This is a genomic window from Paraburkholderia sp. GAS42 (assembly GCF_050436565.1).
Lineage (GTDB): Bacteria > Pseudomonadota > Gammaproteobacteria > Burkholderiales > Burkholderiaceae > Paraburkholderia.
Genome location: NZ_JBNDML010000007.1, coordinates 269,195 through 291,231, shown reverse-complemented (window position 1 = coordinate 291,231; position 22,037 = coordinate 269,195). Strand labels below are relative to the sequence as shown.

Below are 22,037 nucleotides of genomic sequence, written 5' to 3'. Positions count from 1 at the left end.
CGTTACAAAACAACCGCATAAACCCGAATAGCACGGCGCACCGCATGACATTTTTCTCCGTATTGCTGGCTCTCATCATCGAACAGTTACGCGCGCTGTCGCCCAACAATCCGGTGTCGGCGCTGCTTCAGTACCATGCGGAGTCTGCCGCGCATGGCTTCGATGCCGGCAAGCAGAAGCACGGAATCCTCGCCTGGCTTGTCGTCGTGCTGCCCTGGACACTCTTCGTTGGCGTTGTCTACTACGTGCTGTATGAGATCAACTTCGTGCTCGCGTTCCTGTGGAACGTCGTGATCGTGTACTTCACGCTCGGTTTCCGGCAGTTCAGCCACTATTTCACCGACATTCATCTCGCGCTCAATAACGACGACGTGCCGCGCGCCCGCGAAATTCTCAATGAATGGACGGGCCTGGAGACGGTCGATATGCCAGTCAGCGAAATTGTGCGTCACACGCTGATTTACGCGGTGATCGCATCGCACCGGCATGTGTTCGGCGTGTTCTTCTGGTTCCTCGTGCCGGTCGGGCCTGCAGGCGCGGTGCTGTACCGCATCGCCGAGTATCTGGCGCGGACGTGGTCGAAGCCGGCCGACGACCGCACACCGGCGTTTTCCACCTTCGCGCAGCGCGCGTTCTTCGTGATCGACTGGGTACCGGCGCGGCTGACGTCACTGGGCTTTGCGATCGTCGGCAACTTCGAGGATGCGATTTATGCGTGGCGCAATCATGCGCGTCAGTGGCCCAACGCCAACGATGGCGTGCTGCTCGCAGCCGGCAGCGGGGCGCTCGGTGCGCGTCTGAGCGGACCGCTTGCCGAACCGTCGAGCCTCGACGCACTTTCCACTGGCGACGGCGGCCCGATGCAGGTCGGTGACGACTGCACGCCCCGCACGCTGCAATCGGCAGTTGGGCTTGTGTGGCGGGCGGTCATCCTGTGGATGATCATTCTGCTCATGCTGACAATCGCGGTCTGGCTTGCCTGAGTTTCGCGGCGTACCCACCATTTTGCAAAGCAAAAGAGGTCGGAATCTGAACTGATCCGCAGCGCAGCGAGGATCAGCCGTTCAGCGGATCCCGAGCCGTCCCGCATTGCCAGCACACCGTGAACTGCGCCTCGAGTGTCTCGCCGCACTGGCCGCAACGCCATGTCGGTGCGCCGTCAGCGGGTCCGCGGGACGCCGCTTCGATCAATCTACGTGCAAGCGCTTCGTCGCGTTCATCGACAAGCCACAATTCCGGCGCGCACTGGTCCGCCGGAATTTCGCCGAGCGCGCCATTCAGATAGCGGTTATGCAGCTGGCATGTAATGCCCGCCGCCGACAGCACGTTGATCCAGTGCTGTCCGATCAGCACGTTCGGTGCGCGCATCAGTTTCATCATGGCGGGTCGGGCGTCGGCTGTCAGCGAACGATCTGACTGGCTTCGTGGACGAGTTGCGCGTAAAGCGCATGACGTTCACGCGCGATGCGGTCATCGGCGACGGCTTCGAGGATCGCGCAGCCGGGTTCGTGCAGATGGTGACAGTTGTAGAAGCGGCAATCCGCGAGCAGCGGACGGAATTCCGGAAACGCGCGCTCGAGACGCCCCTCGGTCAGATGATGCAGACCAAATTCCTGGAAGCCCGGCGAGTCGGTGAGCGACCCGCCGTCGGGCAGCGGATAGAGGCGCGTGTACGTCGTCGTATGGCGGCCGCTGTTGAGTGCCGTCGAAATTTCACGCGTCGCGACTTCGGCGTTCGGTACGAGCAGATTCACAAGCGTCGATTTGCCCATGCCGGACTGGCCGAGCAGCAGCGTCGAATGGCCGTTCAGATGCTTACCGAGCGCCGCACGGGCTTGATCGGGTTGGGTCCTGATCGACACTTCCACCACCGGATAGCCGAGTTCGCGATAGCGCGCGAGCCGCGCACGGGCGCCGGGCAACGCCGCCTCGACATCGGTCTTGTTCAGCATGATCAGGGGTTTCAGTTCGTTCGCCTCGGCGGCAACCAGCGCGCGGCCAAGCAGGTCCTCGCTGAAATGCGGCTCGGTCGCGAGCACGATCAGCAGTTGATCGAGGTTTGCGGCGAAGAGCTTCGACTTGTATTGATCTGACCGGTAGAGCAGGTTGCGCCGCTCGTCGATGGCGACGATCACACCCTGGTCTGCTGATGCGGCTTCGTAAGTCACGCGATCCCCAACGGCGACCTCGCTTTTCTTGCCGCGCGGGAAGCATTGCAGCGGCGCGCCGCCGTCGTCCGGCACGACGAGGTAGTGGCGGCCATGCGCCGCGACGACGAGTCCGTGTACCTGCTTTTGCGCGCTGGCCGCGGCGCGGGCCGCTTTCGGCGAACGGTCGCTCATGCGTGTCGCAGCAGGCGGTCGATCCGCTGCGACGCCGGCGGATGCGAGTAGTAGAAAGCGGTGTAGAGCGGGTCGGGCGTGAGCGTGGACGCGTTATCCTCGTACAGCTTGACGAGCGCGTTGACGAGGTCTTTGGCATCCGTCTGCGTGGCGGCAAATGCGTCGGCCTCGAACTCATGCTTGCGCGAACTGAGGCTGCCAAGCGGCGTCACGAAGAACAGGAACACGGGCACCGCAAGGAAGAACAGCACGAGCGCAAGGCCGCTATTGCCGCCCGTCAGCGAAGGCCGCACGCCGAGCCCTTCGTAGAACCACACACGTTGCGACAGCCAGCCGAGGAGCGCGAGCATCACGAGGCTGATCGCGAACGTGACCACCATCCGCTTGATCACGTGGCGACGCTTGAAGTGGCCCAGTTCATGCGCGAGCACGGCTTCGATCTCGTTACCCGAGAGGCGCGCAAGCAGCGTGTCGAAGAATACGATGCGCTTGGCTGCGCCAAAGCCCGTGAAATACGCGTTTCCGTGTGCCGAACGACGGCTGCCGTCCATGACGAAGAGACCCTTGGCGGCGAAGCCACAACGCTTCATCAGGGCCTCGATGCGGCTTTTCAGCGCTTCGTCCTTCAGCGGTTCGAACTTGTTGAAGAGCGGCGCGATGAACGTCGGATACAGGATCAGCACGAGCATCTGGAACGCGACCCACACGATCCACGTCCACAGCCACCACAGGCTGCCCGCCTGGTTCATCAGCCACAGCACGACGAACAGCAGCGGCAGACCGAACGCGACGCCCAGCAGTGCGCTCTTGATACGATCGGCGAAGAAGATGCGCCGGCTCATCCGGTTGAAGCCGAAACGGTCTTCGATGACGAACTGACGGTAATAGTCGAACGGTAGATCGATCACGCCCGTGATCGCGACCACCGCCGCGACCAGCGCAATCTGCCCGCCGTAGCCACGACCGAGCCAGTCGGTCATACCAAGATCCAGCGCCTGGAGGCCGCCAAGCAGCGTCAGCCCGATCAGCACCGCGGCGCTAACGACGACTTCGACCATCGTCAGGCGCGTGCGCTCGACGGTGTAATCGGCGGCACGCTGGTGCGCCGGCAGTGGAATGGTCGTGGAAAACTGCGGCGGCACCTGATTGCGGTGCGCCGCCACGAAGCGGGTTTGCCGCGACGCGAGCCAGAGTTTGGTTCCGACCATCGCCACAACGGCGATCACGAACAGAACGGTGAAGTACAGGGTAGGCATCCGGGGATCCGTGGTATCTATGCGAGAATTATATGTTTCTTCCCGCCGGCTGGCGGGTTGTGCTTATACGAACTGTTTCAACGGCGTTCGGGCGTGCCGGGCGAAGTGCACGCAGCAACGTCAACTCACCCCCACCCGCGTCCAACGCCTGACAACCAAGGTTGCCTTCATGACTGACACCCTCGACGCCGCTGGCCAGACTCCGCTCGTTCGCAGCGACATGAATCTCATCTGGCTCGACATGGAAATGACAGGCCTCGAGCCGGACACCGACCGCATCATCGAGATCGCCGTCGTGGTGACCAATTCCACGCTCGACAAGTTGATCGAAGGCCCGGTGATCGCCATCCATCAGAGCGACGAAACGCTCGCAAAAATGGACCAGTGGAACCAGAACACGCACGGCCGCTCGGGCCTGATCGACCGTGTGCGCGCGTCGACGGTCAGCGAAGCCGAAGCGACCGAACAGATCCGCGCGTTCCTCGGCGAGTTCGCACCGCCGGGCAAATCGCCGATGTGCGGCAACTCGATCTGCCAGGACCGCCGTTTCATGGCGCGCTGGATGCCCGACCTCGAGCGCTTTTTCCACTACCGCAACCTCGACGTCAGCACGCTGAAGGAACTGTGCCGCCGCTGGCAGCCGACGATCTACAAAGGCTTCCAGAAGCGCGCGATGCACACGGCGCTCGCCGACATCCATGAATCGATCGACGAGCTGAAGTATTACCGCGAGCACTTCCTGATTCCAGAGGCCAGCGCGCCCGGCGCTGCCGCCGTCGCGATCTGACTTTCCGTCCCGCGGTCTAAAAACCTACCGGGGAGTGCGCTGTGCGCTCTTCGGGCGGAACGCCTTCACCACGTCCGGGTTCGTCTCCACATACGGGCCGCCGATCAGATCGATGCAGTAGGGCACCGCAGCAAAAATGCCCGGCACGGTCACGGCACCCGCCTCGTCGCGCAGACCTTCCAGCGTTTCCCTGATCGATTTCGGCTGACCGGGCAGATTGACGATCAGCGCGGCGTGCTCCGCTGTTTCGCGGACCACCGCGACCTGCCGCGACAGGATCGCGGTCGGCACGAAATTCAGGCTGATCTGCCGCATCTGCTCGCCGAATCCCGGCATTTCCTTCGTTCCCACCGCCAGCGTCGCTTCCGGCGTGACGTCGCGCCGCGACGGGCCGGTGCCGCCCGTTGTCAGCACCAGATCGCAGCCCGTTTCATCGACCAGCTCAACGAGCGTTGCCGAAATGGTGGCGGCGTCGTCCTGAATCAGCCGGGTTTCGACGCGCCACGGTGAGGCGAGCGCAGTGCCCAGCCACGCCTGTAACGCCGGAATGCCCTTGTCTTCGTAGACGCCCGTGCTCGCGCGGTCGCTGATCGACACGAGGCCGATCAGGATTTCGTCAGGGTGGTTACGCTTCGGTGTCGTCATCGTCGTCCTCGCGGGCGCCGTCGGCTTCATCGTCGTCGTCGCCGGTTTTGCTCGCATCCTTGATCCACTGGAACAGTTCGCGGAAATAGCGCGGCGGCCTCGCCTGCTGCTGCTCTTTACGTGCGTTGCGGATCAGCGTGCGGCCTTCCTGCGGGTCGGCGGCCGGGTGCTGGCGGATGAATTCGGTCAGCGCCGCGTCGTCGGCAAGCAGCTTTTCGCGCGTGCGTTCGATCCAGTGCAGGCGGGCCGTTTCAGCCTTGTTGACGCCACGGTAGCTATCCAGTGCGGTGCGCAGCGCGGCGGTTTCCGTATCAAGCAGCCCGCGCATCACGCGGCCGACGTACTGCACCTGCCGGCGCTTGCCTTCGTGATCGGTAATGCGGCGAGCTTCGCGGACTGCGTCGTTCAGCGCTTCTGGCATCGGCATGCGCTTGAGCGCGTCTTTCGGCAGCGCGATCAGTGCTTCGCCCAGTTCCTGCAGCGCGTGCATGTCACGCTTGAGCTGCGATTTGCTGGGACGGTCATACCCGTTCTCGTCGACTTCCGGAGCGGGTTGCATGGGTTGAGTGCGGGTTTTGCGTGTCATGCCCATATTGTAACGTGCCGTGCCGCGCAAACCCCTATGCCGGATGGCTGACGCCTGGGCGCAAAGGCATCTGAAGGTCAGGTGCAGCGGCGCGGACCTTGCTATGATCGCGGGATGCAGAATTTCACCGATGCGAACAACCCGTGGGCCGGTTTCCGGCCCCGAACCGGACGGTAACGACGATGGCAGCAGACACCGACATGGACGTCAAACAGCGCTTTTTCCCGCACACGCAAGATGAACTGAAGCAGATCGCCGAAGACATCCTGCGCCACGCCAGGGCAATCGGCGGCAGCGACGCGGCCACCGAAATCTCCGAGGGCGACGGCCTGTCGGTCTCTGTGCGGCGCGGCGAAGTCGAAACGATCGAGCACAACCGCGACAAGATGGTCGGCGTGACGGTTTTTATCGGCAACAAGCGCGGCAACGCGAGCACGTCGGATTTTTCATCCCAGGCACTGAAGGATACCGTCGCGGCGGCGTACAACATCGCGCGCTTCACTGCGGAAGACGACTGCGCCGGCCTCGCCGAGCAGGAACTGCTGGAATCGAATCCGCGCGATCTCGATCTCTACCATCCGTGGAATCTCTCCGCCGACGAAGCGGTCGAAATCGCCCGTCGCGCTGAAGACGCCGCGTTCGCCGTCAGCCCGCAGATCCGCAACTCGGAAGGCGCGAGCGTCTCGGCGCAGCATTCGCAGTTCGTGCTGGCAACCTCACGCGGCTTCCTGGGCGGCTATCCGTATTCGCGGCATTACGTTGCGTGCGCACCGATCGCGGGCAGCGGCCGCAACATGCAGCGCGACGACTGGTACACGTCGAAGCGCAGCGCCGGCGAGCTGGCCGATCCGGAAGCCGTCGGCCGCTATGCCGCCCAGCGCGCGCTGGCGCGTACGGGCGCGCGCGGTCTCGACACGCGCAAGGTGCCGGTGCTGTTCGAAGCCCCGCTCGCCGCCGGTCTCCTTGGCGCGTTCGTGCAGGCAACGAGCGGCGGCGCGCTGTACCGCAAGACCACGTTCCTCGTCGACAGTCTGGGCAAGCCGGTGTTTGCGCCGCACGTTCAGGTGGTTGAAGATCCGCACACGCCGCGCGCCATGGGCAGCGCGCCGTTCGACGAAGAAGGCGTGCGCACGCAGCGTCGTTCGGTGGTGAAAGATGGCGTCGTCGAGGGCTATTTCCTGTCGACGTATTCGGCGCGCAAGCTCGGCATGAAGACGACGGGCAACGCGGGCGGCTCGCACAATCTGTCGCTGCTGAGTTCGAAGACACGTCCGGAAGACGACTTCGAGGCCATGTTAAAGAAGCTCGGCACAGGCCTGTTGCTGACCGAACTGATGGGGCAGGGCGTCAATTACGTGACGGGCGACTATTCGCGCGGCGCGTCGGGCTTCTGGGTCGAGAACGGCAAGATCCAGTATCCGGTCGAGGAAATCACCGTGGCGGGCACGCTGCAGGAGATGTTCCACCACATCGTCGCGATCGGCGCGGATACGATCGTGCGCGGCACCAAGCAGACCGGCTCGGTGCTGATCGAACGGATGACGATCGCGGGGCAGTAAGCGTTCGTCAGCGCGGCCTTGTGCGCGCAAAGCGCACTAAGCGCAATACGCACAAAGTAAAACGCCACGGGCGGCCAGCCCGTGGCGTTTTTTCATGTATTCATTCACACGTGGCGTTCAGCCACGGCGTTCATCAAATCCTGCGCCGATACGTCACAAACGCATAGTCGAACTCATTCGGCGCGTGCGCGCGATGCGTCTCGCGCGTGAGTTCTTCCCAGTGTTCCGGATCGGGCGCGGGAAACGTCGCGTCGCCTTCGAAATCGGCGGAAATCTCGGTCATCACCAGTTTGTCGGCGTGACGGAAGCCTTCGTCGTAAAGTTGTGCGCCGCCGATCAGAAACGCCTCGGGCGCCTGATCCTGTTGAGCCAGTGTGAGCGCCTCGTCCAGATTCGTCACGGTGTCGCAGCCGTTGAAGCGGCGTGTGGCATCGCGGGTGACGACGATATTGCGCCGTCCGGGCAGCGCGCGGCCGATCGACTCGTGGGTCTTGCGGCCCATGATGATGGGCGCGCCCATCGTCGTGCGCTTGAAGAAGGCGAGGTCTTCGGGTAGCCGCCAGGGCAACTGGTTGTCTCGGCCGATCACGCCGTTGCGGGCGCGAGCGACGATCAGGGTGAGCGTCGTCATCGAGGGGTCAGTGAACGTAATCGTGCTGATTCTACCTGACGCCCGCGCAGCCTCCCTTCGCGGAATCCACAGAAAGGAGGCGCGCTACTCGTGATGCTCGCTGTCGCCGTGCAGGGCGGCCTTGTCCTCGGGCGCGATGCCTTCGCGCAGGCCGTGCGCGCCCATCAGCCGGTATAGCGTGACGCGCGAAATGCCGAGATCGGCCGCCGCTTCGTTCAAACGATGGCGATGGCGCAGCAGCGCCGACTCGATCGCGCGCTTTTCCGCGGCTTCGCGCGCTTGCGAGAGGCTCATCGTCTGCTGCTCGGTGAAGTGCGAGAGGTCGAGATCGTCGGCGGAAATCAGCTTGTTTTCGGCCATCACGATCGCGCGGCGGATCCGGTTGATCAGTTCGCGCACGTTGCCCGGCCAGTTGTAGTTGTACATCGCCTCGATCGCCGAAGGCGTGAAGCCGCGGATCTTCCGCCCGCTGTCCGCCTTGAACTTGTGCAGGATGTGATGCGCGAGGATTTCGATGTCCTTGCCGCGCGAGCGTAGCGGCGGTTCGTCGACGCGCAGCACGCACAGACGGTGGAACAGGTCGGCGCGGAAGCGTCCGTCGCGCATCGCGGCTTCGAGGTCGATGTGGGTCGCCGAAATGATACGCACGTCGACCGCGATCGATTCGCGGCCGCCGAGCCGTTCGATCCTGCCTTCCTGCAGGAAGCGCAGCAGGCTCGCCTGGCTTTCCATCGGCAGATCGCCGATCTCATCGAGCAGCAGCGTACCGCCATCAGCCGCTTCGACGCGGCCGATCTTGCGCTGGTTTGCGCCAGTGAACGCGCCGCGCTCGTAGCCGAACAGCTCGGATTGCAGCAGATGATGCGGGATCGAGCCGCAGTTGATCGCGACAAACGGCGCCTTGCGGCGCGGCGAGCGTTCGTGAATCGCGAGTGCGGTCAGCTCCTTGCCGGTGCCGGATTCGCCGGAGATGAACACGCTTGCGTCGGTGTTGGCGACCTTGCGGATCGTGCGAAAGAGCTGTTGCATTGCTTCGCATGTGCCGACCATTTCGTCGTCGCCGGAAACCGTGACGCTCGCGGTCAGATCCGGATCGTACAGCGTGACCATGCCGAACGCGTGGCCGACCAGATAGTCGATCGTCGCGCTGGCAACCGGCGTTTTCACGTAGTCGAAGCAGTAGTGCCGGATGAGGCGACGCGCTTCCGGATCATTGAGCCGTTCAGCCGTGGCAAGCGCGATCCAGCCGACCTGCTGCTGGCGCAGGCTCGATTCCAGACCCGGCAGGTCGCGCAGCGCGAAGCTCGTCAGATCGGCGATGCCGGCGCACGCCATGTCCGGCTTCAGGAGCCGGCCGAGTTCGTGCGCCGAATGCGCCACCGCGACTGTCCAGCCGCGGCTCTTCAGATGGGCGATCAGCGTTTCGTCGGGGACGCGGGCCACGTACAGCAACGTGCGCGCGGCATGCGCATCGAGATTCATCGTGTCCGGCGCGCGCCCGGCGGCGCCTTCCTGCGCGCGGGCGTCGGGCAGCTCCTCCTTGTGGGGCAGCGCCAGGCGCCCCGTCTCCGGCTCGCCTTGCGCGGCGGCTTCCTTGCTGTCGGCAAGCGAAAGCCGCGTGCCGGCGCCAGCGAGCGGAGTGACGGTAGTCAGGTGGGGGGATTCGCGCACGATCGACCTCGTATCGGTGGCACGTCAGAAAGTGTAGGGAAATCGCACGCCGACCACAAAGTTCGGCGCGTCGGGCGTGAGGCCCACCGACACCGCGCCGTTGATCGTCAAATGCCTGTTCACTACGTGATTCAAGCCAAAATTCAATACCGACGCGGTGGTTTCGCTGCCCGGCACCTTGACGTAGTCCGAACCCGGCGACTTCGTCTTCGATGACGGCTCGATGGCCATCGTGTAGGAAATGCTTGCGGAATCCTTGTCCGAGAACGCGAGCGCGACACCGCCACCGAACTGGACGATGTCGCCGAGCTTGACGGTCGCGGGCTGGGTCTGGCCGGACACCGACGAGATATCCGCAAACGAGCGGGCGATGTTGTACGTGTAGGACACACTGCCGAACAGCACGACCGGGTCGTAGGTTTTCAATACTGACATGCCCGCCGTGATATTCCAGAAGCCCGTGCCCGTGGGCAGCTTGCTCGGCGCGACGAGATTCGTGTTGTCGGGTGTCAGCTGGACGACCTTGATGCCGAACGGCGACGTGCCCGTGGGCGCTTTCACGCGCAGACTGCCGACCACGTCGGGGAAGTTGTTGGTCTCCTTCAGGAACTGGTAGTAGATCCCGAAATTGACGTCGCCGATCGCGTTCGAGTTGACCGACGCGTCCGACAGCGTATTGGCCGCGCCACCCGCGCCCCCGACGATGAAGTCGCTGTGACGGTAGATGTACGGCACGTCGACGTCGACGCTGATGCGGTCGGTGAGACCGTAGCGCGTGTCGAGGTCGGCGATCACCTGATGCGATTTCGTCTGGCCGAGGTTGATGTTGCCGAGGAAAATCGCGTCGAGCGCGAGGAACCCGGACAGCTGCAGCTGGCGACGGTCGTAATAGGTATCGCTGATGCCCCAGTCGAGGGTCAGCTTGTGGTCGAAGAGCGGCGCGTGTTCGCGCTGCATGACAGCTTCTTCGGCCGGGGTGCGCACCGGCTCGGCCGCTTTCTGCGTCTGGCCGATCGTGCCATCCGTGCCGGCGGTGCCCGCGGGTCCCGAGGTGCCTGCCGTGGCCGGTGTCGTGCCCGTACCCGCCGGCACGCCGGATGAGCCGCTGTCGGGTGCCGGCGGATTGACGGGTACGCCGGTCGCCGTGCCCGTGGAGCCGCCCGGCGCCGGTGCGCCCGGTGTCACCTGCGCGAGCGGCGGCAGCGGCACGGGCAGGCCATCCGCGCCCGGCTGTTCGGCCACCGCTTCAGAACCGGCCGGGCCGCCGTAACCCGGCGCACCGCGTCCGCGCTGCGCCATTTCGAGGTTCGTGACCTGCCGTTCCAGCGAGTGAATCTGTCTTTGCTGTTCGTCGACGACACGCATCAGTGTATTGAGCCGCTCTTCTACCGACTGCCCCGCGAGCGCCTGCGCGCCCGCCCCCTGCGAGAGCGCGAGCAGCAGCACGGCGGCCGGAATGGCCGCCAGTGCGCTGCGGGGCGCCCTGGCCCCTGAATCGTTCTTCATTCTTCTTTCCCCCGGGAAAACAGCCGCACGCTGCAGGTCTCCTTGTTGCAACGCGTAGCCGCTGGTACTGCCTGAGTCTCTTTTTCCTACGGTCCCTTGTGGCGGGTGGCAGCCCGCATCATCTCCTTGAGTTCTGCAGTGCCTGCAGGACGCCGAGTTGCCGCTGCATCGCCGGTGTCATCTGCTGGGTCTGAAGGTGCAACTGCAACTGGTTCGCGACCTGCTGGTTATTGCCGGCAATCTGCAGCAACTGCGCGATTGAACTGGCCTGCTGTGCGGGACCCGGCGCGATGGTCTGCGTCGCGAGTCCGGCGGGGGTCTGCAGCGCGACGGTGACGCCGCCCGTACCGAACGAGATCCCGGCCTTGACGGTGCCGGTTGCGTTCGATGCGCTCGAAGTCGCCGAATTCGTGCCGCCCGGCAGATTCGCCACTTGTGCCACGTTATTGTTGAAATCGATCGTTGCTGCGTTCACGCCGATGTTACGGTCGCCTGCTACCTGCGTTACCTGCGACACGCCGTTTACCGAGACGCCCTGTCCGCCGCTGGTCGTTGCGTTCGGATTGGCATCGCTGCTGGCGGCGGTGGTCGCGTTGTGTTCGATGACTTTCGTCATCGTGCTCACCCTGGCGTTGATGTCGTTGGTCAGATTCCTCGAGACGGTAAGAGCGCCCTGGGCGATCGCTGCTGCGCCATTAGGCAACTGCCATTGTGAAAGGATACTCAGCACGAACCCGGAAATCATCGGTGCGCCAGCGTACCTGCCGGTCTGATGTTCCAGGACGTCGTCGTCCACCATTTGCCACTTGAGTTGTTGAGGGGCAACATCGTGCGCCGACAGAAAGTCGGGAACGGGCGAAGCGCCCATCCCGTCGGCGGCAAAAGCCCCGCTCGCGAAGACGCAACCCGATGCGCACAACGCAAAGCCGAACCGGGTGAATGTATGCTTCATGGTCGGGTCAGAACAGGTCTGCCTTGGTCAAGCCAAATTCGACAAAAGGAGTCGCCGCCGTCCCGTTTGCCAGCGCATGGGTGCGCAGCTTCAGCGCCAGCGACTCGTTGTCCTGCAACAGCGGTGAATCCTCCAGAAATGGTTTCCCGAGGACGGCGAACACGAGACCGTTCCAGGTCTGCGCGAAGTCCTCTTCGAGCACGATGCGATTGCCGAGGGCAGGATCCGCAATGAAGATGCGGCTGTCCTGCGCGTGCTTGACGATCACGAAATGCTCGTACCCTCCGATATTCATCAGAACCATGACGGGAATCTGCAGGTGATACAACGCGTCGACATTGACCCGATACCCTCTGCCGCGCAGCCCGATCGTCTCGACGAACTTCTTCATGTCGAGCATCGAAAAACCGTTCTTCACGACGACTTCGGGCGTTGAAAACACCATCATGCGACGGATGAGTTCCGTCTCGGGGATGTCGATGCCGTAGCCATACTTGAGAAGGGTGGCGAGCGCAGCTGCTCCGCAGCTGTAATCGAACTGCTGGCTGACGATGTGGCCGTAACGAATGTCTTTCATCGAACGAACCGTTTTGGTGAGCGGAACGCCCGTCAGGGTAGACGTATCGATGACTGCCTGTGCGTGGCCTGCCGCACACATCGTGCAACTTGCCAGCGCAGCGGCGAACCTGACTGCGCGCCGCAACACGAGAGGTGGGACAAGCCCGGACATGCTGGTCTCCTGCTGATTCACGCCGGCCGCTTCGGTGGCGGCCGGCGCGTTCCCCACTGTGGTTCGATCAGTGACCGCTGTTGAGCGCAGCGATCGCCAGACCGTTGTGCTGCAGGTTGCCCGCGCCACCGGCGATGTTCACGCCGATGTTGCCGCTTGCGCCGGCAAGCGCACCTGCGCCCAGCATTGCCGTACCCTGGAACTGACCCTTTACCGACATCGAAGCGTTTTGCGAGTTTTCTTCCGTGGCGACCATCGCCGTGGTCTTCGCAGCGCCCGGCGACGTCGTCGTGACCGCGCCAGCAAGGCTGTTGTTCTGCGCATTGCCGATACCGGACGCGACGTTCACACCCACGTTGCCCGAGACGCCTTGCAGCGAGTTATCGCCGATCGAGGCATTCAGGTTGAAGTTGTTGATTTTCGCGTGGCCGGAAGACGACTGTTTGTTGAAGATCTGCGCATTGCCGAACACGTTGCCGACGTCGACCGAAGCGAGCGACGTATCGTTGCTCTGGGCGTTGTCGATGCCTTCTGCGATGTTGATACCGAGGTTGCCCGACACACCCGAGCCCGCGCCCGTGCCCGTCGTGGCGGTCAGCGTGCCGGCGACGCGCGTGTCATAGACCTGCGTGACATGGCCGGTCGTCTTCACGTCCGTGCTGGTCAGCGTGTCGTTCACGCTATAGCCCCATGCGTGCGAAGCTTCCGACGACTTGCTGAACGACTCCGAGCTCGCGCTTGTGTGCGTATGCGTGTCTGAGTCGTTGTGCGCCCAGGTCGACGTCGAGTTCTTCTGTTTGAAGCCCGAGCCGCTGTCCGTTGCGGTTGCGGCATAGCTTTCGGTTGCGTCGGCGTAGGCTGCGTGGTTGGCATCGGCAGATTTCGACGAGGTCGACGTGTCGTGCGAGTTGTAGCCGTGCGAGGCGGTCGTCGCGCTGCCTTCGTTGTGGTCCTTGCTGTAGCCGGCCGACGTGCCTTCCGAGCCCGAGAGCGTCACGCTCGCGTAGCCGTTGTCGACGTTGCCGCCGCTGGAGGTGGAGATGCCGACCGTTACCGAGCCGGATGCGCCTTGCGACTTGTTGCCGTTGGCGTAGCTGGAGTGCGCGCTGTTCGCCGAATAACCGTCGTTGTGCGTCTTCGTCTTGTCGCTTGCCGAGGCGCTGTTGCTGGCCCAGCCGGAGTCGCTCGTGCTATGCGCCTGGCTGGCTTCCGCGACGCTTGCCGTGTTGCCGTAGGCGTAGTTGCTCGATGAACTCTTCGTCGTGGTCGAGTTGGCTGCGTTCGTCGTGGTCGTCGTGTACATGCGCGACGAGTCTTCGTTCGACTGATACGACTTGTTGTTGTACGTGCTGTTCGTGCCGGTGCCGACGAGGCTGGTCGAACGGTTGTTATAGGTCGTCGTCACAGCGCCCTTGATATAGCTCTGTGCCTGCGGATCGAGCGAAGCGTAGACGCTGGTGCTCTGGTTGTTGTTCACGACGGCGCCGGCGGTGCTGGACACGTGCACGCAACCGAACAGGGTGACCCAGCCCTCGATGCCGACCTGTTCGCCGATCAGCGTGGCATTGAACAGGTAGGGGTTCGAGGGCGATGCGAAGGCGGAACCCGTAGCTGCCGCAAACACCGCCGCTGCAATAATTGTGCGTTTCATTTTTTCGCTCCGATACGAGTGTGGCTATTTAGAAAAGAGTGCCCGCCGGGGGACGGAGCACAAAACTGTTTGCCGTTGCATTACCCGCTCCGGCAGTCTGGTTGATCTGGACGATCCCGCTGACGTTCTTGAAGGCCTCCCCTGAAATGTTGGCCTCCCTGACGCTTTGAACCCCGATGGATTGACCCGAACCACCGTTTTTCGCGGCCGCCGCGGATAGCACCCCATCCGCGACGGTCTCGACTCCGAGCGCCGCAGTGCCGAGCTGCACACTGTTTTGCTGGAGATTCCCTGCGCCCGCAGACTGGTTCAACATCACCGCTCCGGAGGTACTGGAAAACGCGTTGCCTTCGATCGAGGCGCGCGCGGCCTTGACCTTCGCGGCTACCGTCGAGCTCTGGGCGCTGGCGTTGTCGTTCGCCACTGCGCCGCCCGTCGTGATCGTCAACTGATTGGCCTGGACATTGTCGAGGCCTGCCGTTTCGTTCATCGCGATCGCGCCGTGTACGCCGGTCGCTGCGCCGTTCGCGATCGTCGCATCGGCGGTGACGCGCGGAACGGACTGCGCGTGTGCGGTCTCCGGGAGGAAGCCGCCGAACGCCGCGGCGCCAGACAGGGCGCACGCGACGAGCGATGCGCGCAGGCTCAGGCGGCTGATGCGGCGCGGGCTCATTTCAGGCCTCCCAGCGCCCCGCCGAGGGCGGTCGACAGCGGTGCCAGTGCGCCCGATACCGATGAGGAAATCGTGCCGCCGATGCCCGGTGCCGGCGTACCGATGTTGCCGTTGTTCAGCGCGACGTTACTGCCGGTCGTGTTGCCGCTGAGGATGCGCGTGACCGCCTGCAGGCCGGCTGCGCCGACGCCGCCATCAGCGAGTCCGGTCGAGCCGTGCGCGGACGTCAGGTCTGCGTCGGACACCAACGTCGCCATCATCGGATTGAAGCTGTTGGCCGGGAACGTCGTGGCCCGCACCAGCACCGGGTCCTGGCTCTTCGGCACGTTGTCGTAGGCGATGCGCGGGGTGATCTGGCGTTCGACGATGATGTCGCCCGGATTCGTGACCTGCTGGGCGTTCGCGAGCGTCGCGGCGCCGGCGGCCAGCGCGCCGAGCAGCAGGGCTGCAAGGCGCGGCGCATGCAGGCTGCGGGCATGCGTCGTCTGGGTTGGAGCGGTCATGTCTGTGTCCCCGATATCGAACCGAAATGCCGGCGCAGTGCAGCGGCGATCGCGTCCGTTGTTACATTCGCGTTACTTTCTCGTGTAGCTCGCCACGTTGCTTTGCGCTGCCCGGGCCGCATCCACCGGAACCGGCAGTGGAGTGGGCGGTGCAATCTCATCCCACAGCGTCACCGAACCGCCGCGCATCTGCGGCGTTGCCGCGACCATCACCATGCCGACGGCGCCGCCGCGCTGCCGCGACAGCATCTGGTCGTCGAGCATCAGATCGTTCGAGGCGGCAACGTCGGGCGTGTCGGCGGGAATGGTGAGCGCCTGCGCGGTCACAGCGCCGCCGTCAGCCGGGGCGTCCGCTGCGGCGGACGAGGGGTTCACTGCGATTTCGGTCGGACTGAGGGGGGCCACGGATGCAACGGGTGTCGTGCTGCTGTCGGATGCGGGAGCAACCACCTGGGCGATGACGTCGAGCGGCAGCGTCATCGACGCCAGCGAGACGCAGACTGCGGCGCCCAGCGTGGTCAACTTCATGTCGATGCGGAAAACAGGTCGCATGGTGTGTCTCCTTGATGCATGACATTTAGCGAAACGTGTGCCATCCGCCGCAATCCGTTGACAGGGCTGGACAGCTTCTAATTGATGTGACGGCTGAATTAAGAAAACGCGCGAAAACGTTTCAGACCTGAAACGGGCGGAAGAAAATGCCGGGGATTTCCGAAAGTCGAGATGAGAAGTGAAACGGGGTGGAAACGTTTAATCGTGTGAGGGAAACGGTTTATTAGCAGGTTGCAGACAAGCTGAATCGGCCGCCCAGCCTTGCCTGTGGCGGAAAAGAGATTTAATTTGCATAAATGTTTTCTGGGCGGCGCGCGTATAGTAAGCTCTCGAAAACAGATACACACTTTAAAAAAGTCCGGACCACGGACGTCTCATAACACACGCGCCGCTTTTCGGGGATCCGCTGTCCGCACGGAATGGAATGGCCGTTCGGTTTTTGCCAACGCGAAATCCCGACGTGAACCAGCGTGTCTGAAAACAACTGTTCAGGTACGTGCCGTCATCCTTAACGTTCGTTGACGAGAGGATCTGAATAATGGAATCCGCACCGCGGCAATTGATTTACGTGACTCGCGATCCAAGCGCGGACCTGAACACGCGCTTTCATCAGCGCGGCTGGCATGTGGAAGTAGTCAATTCGGCTCGAGACGTTCGTCGCGCAGTGCGCGCTGGTACGGCAGCCGGTGGCCTGCTCGATCTGTCGAGCCGCTTTCAGCCGCATGAAATTGTCGGCTTCGAGTCGTGCCTCACGATGCCCAATGTCGGCTGGGTTGCCGCCACCACACCCGGCCAGTTGCAGGACGCGGCACTGCGCCGCCTCGTGCGCGACTACTGTTTCGATTACGTAACGGTCCCGTATGCGGGCGACCGCATTGTCGATTCGGTCGGTCACGCTTATGGAATGATCTCGCTGGGCGAGCCCGCCTCGAACGATTCTTCGACCGCCGGCACTGAAGGCGAAATGGTCGGCTCGTGCGACGCGATGCTGGCGCTCTTCCGCTCGATCCGCAAGGTTTCGATGACCGATGCGCCGGTGTTCATCTCCGGCGAATCGGGCACGGGCAAGGAACTGACGGCGATTGCGATTCACGAACGCTCGGGCCGCCGCGCGGCGCCATTTGTACCGATCAACTGCGGCGCGATTCCACCGCATCTGCTGCAATCCGAACTGTTTGGCTACGAGCGCGGTGCCTTTACCGGTGCGAACCAGCGCAAGATCGGCCGCGTTGAAGCGGCCAACGGCGGCACGCTGTTCCTCGATGAAATCGGCGATCTGCCGATGGAAAGCCAGGCGAGCCTGCTGCGCTTCCTGCAGGAAGGGAAGGTCGAACGGCTGGGTGGCCATGCGTCGACGTCCGTCGATGTGCGGATCATTTCGGCGACGCACGTCGACATGCATACCGCGATGATCGAAGGACGCTTCCGCGCCGACCTCTACCACCGTCTGTGCGTGCTGCAGATCGACGAACCGCCGCTGCGTGCGCGCGGCAAGGACATCGAACTGCTCGCGCGCCACATGCTCGAGCGTTTCAGGAAGGATGCGAGCCGGCGTCTGCGCGGTTTTTCGCCGGATGCAATCGCGGCGCTGCATAACTACAGCTGGCCGGGCAATGTGCGCGAACTGATCAATCGGGTGCGCCGCGCGATCGTGATGTCCGAAGGGCGCGCGATCACGGCGCGCGATCTCGAACTCGCGGACTACGTGGAAATTGTGCCGGTGTCGCTCGCGCAGGCACGCGAAGCGGCCGAACGGCAGGCGATCGAACTCGCGCTGCTGCGACACCGCGGACGTCTCGGCGATGCGGCGCAGGAACTCGGCATCTCGCGTGTGACGCTGTACCGTCTGCTGTGCTCGCACGGCATGCGGCATATCGATGGCGAACCCCTCACGCAGAATCCCGATCTGCCCGTGACTATTCCGCATCTCTGAAGCGCGTTCGACGTTTCTTTCAACTTCATCCAGGGACTCGCCGGCTGGCTCCGGTGGTCGCTGGATCGACGGCAAAGCGGCGCGGCCGGACGGGAGTCCGCCGCGCTTGCTAAAATCAGGGATTCTCCGCCAAAAACGGGTGCGTCCGCGCCCGGCCGAAGGAACCCGAATGAAACAATACCTCGACCTCGTCCGCCAGATCCTCGACACCGGTACGTGGCAGGAAAACCGCACGGGCATCCGCACGATCAGCATGCCCGGCGCGATGATGCGCTTCGATCTGCAGCAGGGTTTCCCGGCTGTCACCACGAAGAAACTGGCGTTCAAGTCGGCCGTGGGCGAACTGGTCGGATTCCTGCGCGCGTCTCGTAGCGCGGCGGAGTTTCGCGCGCTCGGCTGCAAGGTCTGGGACGCGAACGCCAACGATAATCCGCAATGGCTCGCGAACCCGTATCGCGAAGGCCCGGACGACCTCGGCGACGTGTACGGCGTGCAGTGGCGCAAGTGGCCGGCCTACAAGGTACTGGACGCGGGCGCCACCGCGCAGATCGCCGACGCGACCTCGCGCGGCTTTAGCGTCGTTACCCGGTTCGACGAAGCGGGCACGCCGAAAGTGCTGCTTTACAAGGCGGTCGATCAATTGCGGCAGTGTCTCGACACGATCATGCGCAATCCGTCGGACCGCCGCATTCTGTTTCACGCCTGGAACCCGGCGGTGCTCGACGAAATCGCGCTGCCCGCGTGTCACCTGCTGTACCAGTTTCTGCCGAACGCGGCGAAGCGCGAGATTTCGCTGTGTCTGTACATTCGCAGCAACGATGTCGGTCTCGGCACGCCGTTCAATCTGACCGAGGGTGCGGCGTTGCTACATCTGGTCGGCCGGCTGACGGGTTACACGCCGCGCTGGTTCACGTATTTCATCGGCGACGCACACATCTACGAGAACCAGCTCGACATGCTGCAGCAGCAACTGACGCGCGAGCCGTTCGAAAGCCCGTCGTTCGCGATTGCCGACCGCGTGCCGGCTTATGCGCAGACCGGGGTCTACGAGCCGGAATGGCTCGAGAAAATCGAGCCGTCGGATTTCTCGCTGGTCGGTTACCGGCATCACGAGCCGCTGACTGCGCCGATGGCCGTGTAGGCTTCGTTTCGTTTTTTTATGTCGCTTCGTTTGGCGTCGCGTCAAAAAAAGCCCGCAGCGATGCGGGCTTTTTTGCGTCTGATTGCGATCGGAAAAGACTTTAAGCTTTGTGACGCTCCTCATGTCCGCCGCTCGTGGCGTGCTGGTCCGGGCGCGGCTGAGGCTGCGGATGCGGCTGCGGTTGCTGGACCTGCTGCGGCGGACGCGGCTGCGGCTGGGGTTGTGGCGCCGGCTGGGGATGCGGCTGCTGCGCCTGCTGCGGATGAAATTCCTGGCGCGGCTGAGGCTGGGGTTGTGGCTGCGGACGCGGTTCCGGACGCGGCTGTTGGGCCTGCGGCTGTGGCTGCGGGCGCGGCTGCTGGACCTGTGGCTGGGGTTGCGGGCGCGGCAGCTGGGCCTGTGGCTGGGGTTGTGGTTGCGGGCGCGGCAACTGGGCCTGTGGCTGGGGTTGTGGTTGCGGGCGCGGCAGCTGGGCCTGCGGCTGGGGTTGTGGCTGCGCGTGCATTTCCGGCGCCCGCGGGGCCTGTTGCGCCGGCTGAGGCTGCGGACGTGGCATCTGTTGCGCCTGCTGTTGCGGTTGCTGCTGCGGCTGCTGCGGATGGATTTCCGGACGCGGCTGCTGGGCGACAGCCGCGTTCTCCGGACGGTTCGGTGCAGGCGGCGCGCCATGTTCCGCCTGTACCGGACGACCCTGCATCGCGCCGCCAGACTGTTGCGGCTGAGGCTGCGGCTGTCCATGGGACTGCTGCGCCATCGGCACGTGCGGCTGCGTCCACGCTGGCTCGTGGCGCGGCTGACCGGCTGCGGCGCCTTGTTCCGGATGCGGCTGTCCGCCATTCGGAGCATTGCCCCAGACCTGTGGCGGACGAGGCACGCCATTACCCGGCTGCGGATGTTCGTTAGCCATCTGCGTGGGCGCGCCCGGCCGTGGTTGCGCCCCCTGAACGGGTTGTCCGGGCTGACCGGGCCGTCCCGCCTGTTCTAACTGGCCAGGCTGTCCGGGCCGTCCCGCCTGTTCTAACTGTCCAGGCTGACCGGGTCGTCCCGGCTGTTCTAACTGACCAGGCTGCCCTGGCCCCCGCGGCCCGCCTTGCATCCCAGGCGCGCCCTCAACGACCGGACGTCCCACGTTTGCAGCAGGCTCACCCGGACGCTGCGCAACCTGACCTTCACGACCCGGCATCGCGCCCGGCCCGTGTGACTGCACAATACGCACGTTCTGCTGCGGCATACCCGGTTCACCGCGTCCCGGCCCGTTACCCAGATGCGCCGGCACGGAAGTGCGCACGACCGGACTACCCGCGTTCGGCACGCGGCCGCCGCTTTGCGCAAAATGTTGCGCGAGGTTGTCGCGATACGCCGCCGGCATCGCCGGACTACGCGTTGCGATTACCGGCCGTTCCGACACGTTCGACGGCGGGCGGTAGTTCGCGTTGCGCATTCCCGGGTTGAAGCTCTCGCGCACCGGCGCGATGCCGGGGCCGCCCGAATTGATCTGCACGTTTTTCCACTGACGCGGATCAACCTTCTGCGCAAAGCGTCCCACTGGCTGACCGTGGACGAATGCCGTCGCCGGGACGGCCGTCACGCCACCTGGCGCGCGATAGTTGATGTAGGTGTTGTGGACGTTGATGTTCGTCACGTTCACTTCCCGGTTGTAGTTGTTCACCACCACCGAGTTGTTGACGCGATCGTAATAGTGCGGACTCCAGCCCCCCCAACGCGGATGCCAGGGCTCGCCCGGTCCCAGCGGGAACCACGCGCAACCCGCCGCCACCGCGCCGCCGATCGCCAGATTCACGCCCCAGTTGAAGTGGCTGTCGCCGCCGCCCACAAACGCGACGAGCGCCGGCGCATACACCGGTGGCTCGCTGACGACAACCGGTCCCGGCGCCCACGCCCATGAATTGTCGACGTAAGCCCAGCGGCCGTAGTGATACGGCGCGAAGCCCCACGGTGCGTCGTCGATCCATGTCCAGCCCCACGGCGCCTGCCAGACCCAGTGGCCGTCGTGATACGGCGCCCAGTCCGTCGGCACCGAATTCGGCACCCACATTTCGCCGTATTGCGGGTCGTTGCGCCACGTGCCGTTCGCATCGAGATCCTGGTAGCCAGGGATGTCGCGCGACACATAGCGCGCCGAGACCGAGCGGTCCTCAGCGGCGTCGCGTCTCAATGCCCATCGATCGAAAGCGTCAGGGCCCGGTGCGCCGTTATCGGCAACCTGCTGCAGGTTCGTGCCGGAGAACGTCACCTGCTGGCCAGCCTGAACGGGCACCTGTCCGCCGTCGCCATAGACCGTCGCGGCGCCATTGCGCACTGTCACGGTCGTGCTGCTGCCATCGGGTGCGACGTCGACGCGATAGTCGCCCGCCGCTGTCACGCCGAGTGCGAGATTCGGTGTGTCGATTTCGTACGTCGAGCCGGGCGGCAACGAACGCACGCGCGTCGAGAGCGTGCCCTGCGCGACCTTGAGCTGCGCATTGTTGTCGTCGAGATTGAGGACGTCGAGGCTCGTCGATTCACCGAGGCGAACCGCCGTCGAACCAAGGTGCATTTCGGAGCGCGCGCCCTTGTCGTTCCAGAGCTGGTCGCCGGTCGTCAGCGGACGGTTGATCTGCGCGTACGACCAGTCGGTCGCGCCGGCGGGTTCCGTCGTGACCGCGCCTGAGGTGTAGTTCAGGCGCGCGACGCGTCCCGGCGGGTCGACGTTCTGTCCTGTTGCCGCCTGCGGCGCGTACGGCGGGGCAGCCTGCGCGAACGCAGTCTGGGCGGCAAGCGAAAACGGAGCAGCAGCGATCAGGGCATAGCCCGTGAGACGACGGAACGTAAGCAGGTGTGTGGTGAGTGTTTTCATGTTTTCTCTCCGTCAGACGCGGCCCTCTGGCTGCATCCTGTGAAATCACTCTACCTGCCGTG

The 22,037-nt window shown here is 64.0% G+C and carries 20 protein-coding genes; 5 read left to right on the top strand and 15 right to left on the bottom strand.

The window, feature by feature from the left end:
- Nucleotides 1–44: 44 nt before the first annotated feature.
- Nucleotides 45–983 (top strand): CobD/CbiB family protein, encoded by a 939-nt coding sequence (locus P3T16_RS13710; protein ID WP_429342698.1) that lies wholly within the window; start codon nucleotides 45–47, stop codon nucleotides 981–983.
- 73 nt (nucleotides 984–1,056) lie between these two features.
- Here the strand turns inward: P3T16_RS13710 and P3T16_RS13705 are convergent, their stop codons facing one another.
- Genes P3T16_RS13705 through P3T16_RS13695 form a run of 3 tightly spaced genes read right to left on the bottom strand, consistent with a single transcriptional unit; the run spans nucleotide 1,057 to nucleotide 3,598 of the window.
- Nucleotides 1,057–1,377 carry a DUF2007 domain-containing protein gene (locus P3T16_RS13705; protein ID WP_429256945.1) on the bottom strand — a complete coding sequence of 107 codons (321 nt, stop codon included), beginning with the start codon at nucleotides 1,375–1,377 and terminating at the stop codon, nucleotides 1,057–1,059.
- A 23-nt stretch (nucleotides 1,378–1,400) separates the two neighbouring features.
- Entirely contained in the window at nucleotides 1,401–2,342 is a 942-nt protein-coding gene (gene rsgA, locus P3T16_RS13700; RefSeq protein WP_429256868.1) for a ribosome small subunit-dependent GTPase A, read from the bottom strand.
- Nucleotides 2,339–3,598, bottom strand: coding sequence for a M48 family metallopeptidase (locus P3T16_RS13695; protein WP_429342697.1), 1,260 nt, complete (start codon nucleotides 3,596–3,598; stop codon nucleotides 2,339–2,341). The genes rsgA and P3T16_RS13695 overlap by 4 nt, the downstream gene beginning before the upstream one ends.
- Nucleotides 3,599–3,767: 169 nt before the next feature.
- Here P3T16_RS13695 and orn point away from each other — a divergent pair, with 169 nt between their 5' ends.
- Complete coding sequence (orn, locus tag P3T16_RS13690) at nucleotides 3,768–4,385, top strand: oligoribonuclease (RefSeq protein ID WP_429256866.1); 618 nt, start codon at nucleotides 3,768–3,770, stop codon at nucleotides 4,383–4,385.
- A 24-nt stretch (nucleotides 4,386–4,409) separates the two neighbouring features.
- On the opposite strand, the gene mog is transcribed toward orn, so the two are convergent.
- Together mog and yjgA are read right to left on the bottom strand one after the other, a co-directional pair.
- On the bottom strand, nucleotides 4,410–5,030 hold the full coding sequence (mog, locus tag P3T16_RS13685; protein ID WP_429342696.1) for a molybdopterin adenylyltransferase: 621 nt from the start codon (nucleotides 5,028–5,030) through the stop codon (nucleotides 4,410–4,412).
- Complete coding sequence (gene yjgA / locus P3T16_RS13680) at nucleotides 5,011–5,616, bottom strand: ribosome biogenesis factor YjgA (protein ID WP_429342695.1); 606 nt, start codon at nucleotides 5,614–5,616, stop codon at nucleotides 5,011–5,013. The genes mog and yjgA overlap by 20 nt, the downstream gene beginning before the upstream one ends.
- Before the next feature lie 182 nt (nucleotides 5,617–5,798).
- On the opposite strand from yjgA, the gene pmbA reads away from it, so the two are divergent.
- Complete coding sequence (gene pmbA, locus P3T16_RS13675) at nucleotides 5,799–7,175, top strand: metalloprotease PmbA (protein ID WP_429256863.1); 1,377 nt, start codon at nucleotides 5,799–5,801, stop codon at nucleotides 7,173–7,175.
- Between the two features lie 133 nt (nucleotides 7,176–7,308).
- Here pmbA and P3T16_RS13670 read toward each other — a convergent pair whose 3' ends face one another.
- The 9 genes from P3T16_RS13670 to P3T16_RS13630 all read right to left on the bottom strand — a co-directional run bounded on the left by P3T16_RS13670 (nucleotide 7,309) and on the right by P3T16_RS13630 (nucleotide 16,044).
- Entirely contained in the window at nucleotides 7,309–7,806 is a 498-nt protein-coding gene (locus P3T16_RS13670) for a dihydrofolate reductase (RefSeq protein ID WP_429342694.1), read from the bottom strand.
- Nucleotides 7,807–7,890: 84 nt separating this feature from the next.
- Nucleotides 7,891–9,477, bottom strand: coding sequence for a sigma 54-interacting transcriptional regulator (locus P3T16_RS13665; protein ID WP_429342693.1), 1,587 nt, complete (start codon nucleotides 9,475–9,477; stop codon nucleotides 7,891–7,893).
- A 24-nt stretch (nucleotides 9,478–9,501) separates the two neighbouring features.
- Nucleotides 9,502–10,983 carry a hypothetical protein gene (locus P3T16_RS13660; RefSeq protein WP_429342692.1) on the bottom strand — a complete coding sequence of 494 codons (1,482 nt, stop codon included), beginning with the start codon at nucleotides 10,981–10,983 and terminating at the stop codon, nucleotides 9,502–9,504.
- Nucleotides 10,984–11,101: 118 nt separating this feature from the next.
- Entirely contained in the window at nucleotides 11,102–11,935 is an 834-nt protein-coding gene (locus P3T16_RS13655) for a peptidase C39 (RefSeq protein WP_429256859.1), read from the bottom strand.
- A gap of 7 nt (nucleotides 11,936–11,942) precedes the next feature.
- Nucleotides 11,943–12,665 (bottom strand): C39 family peptidase, encoded by a 723-nt coding sequence (locus P3T16_RS13650; protein WP_429342691.1) that lies wholly within the window; start codon nucleotides 12,663–12,665, stop codon nucleotides 11,943–11,945.
- Between the two features lie 67 nt (nucleotides 12,666–12,732).
- Nucleotides 12,733–14,316, bottom strand: coding sequence for a hypothetical protein (locus P3T16_RS13645; RefSeq protein ID WP_429342690.1), 1,584 nt, complete (start codon nucleotides 14,314–14,316; stop codon nucleotides 12,733–12,735).
- Between the two features lie 28 nt (nucleotides 14,317–14,344).
- A complete protein-coding gene (locus P3T16_RS13640) occupies nucleotides 14,345–14,989 on the bottom strand; it encodes a hypothetical protein (RefSeq protein WP_429342689.1) in 645 nt (214 codons plus the stop codon).
- On the bottom strand, nucleotides 14,986–15,492 hold the full coding sequence (locus tag P3T16_RS13635; protein WP_429342688.1) for a hypothetical protein: 507 nt from the start codon (nucleotides 15,490–15,492) through the stop codon (nucleotides 14,986–14,988). The genes P3T16_RS13640 and P3T16_RS13635 overlap by 4 nt, the downstream gene beginning before the upstream one ends.
- A gap of 72 nt (nucleotides 15,493–15,564) precedes the next feature.
- Nucleotides 15,565–16,044 (bottom strand): hypothetical protein, encoded by a 480-nt coding sequence (locus tag P3T16_RS13630; RefSeq protein WP_429342687.1) that lies wholly within the window; start codon nucleotides 16,042–16,044, stop codon nucleotides 15,565–15,567.
- 538 nt (nucleotides 16,045–16,582) lie between these two features.
- On the opposite strand from P3T16_RS13630, the gene P3T16_RS13625 reads away from it, so the two are divergent.
- Together P3T16_RS13625 and P3T16_RS13620 are read left to right on the top strand one after the other, a co-directional pair.
- Entirely contained in the window at nucleotides 16,583–17,977 is a 1,395-nt protein-coding gene (locus P3T16_RS13625; protein WP_429256853.1) for a sigma 54-interacting transcriptional regulator, read from the top strand.
- Nucleotides 17,978–18,146: 169 nt separating this feature from the next.
- On the top strand, nucleotides 18,147–19,118 hold the full coding sequence (locus tag P3T16_RS13620; RefSeq protein ID WP_429256852.1) for a thymidylate synthase: 972 nt from the start codon (nucleotides 18,147–18,149) through the stop codon (nucleotides 19,116–19,118).
- A gap of 100 nt (nucleotides 19,119–19,218) precedes the next feature.
- Here P3T16_RS13620 and P3T16_RS13615 read toward each other — a convergent pair whose 3' ends face one another.
- A complete protein-coding gene (locus P3T16_RS13615; protein WP_429342686.1) occupies nucleotides 19,219–21,975 on the bottom strand; it encodes a DUF6600 domain-containing protein in 2,757 nt (918 codons plus the stop codon).
- Nucleotides 21,976–22,037 lie beyond the last annotated feature (62 nt).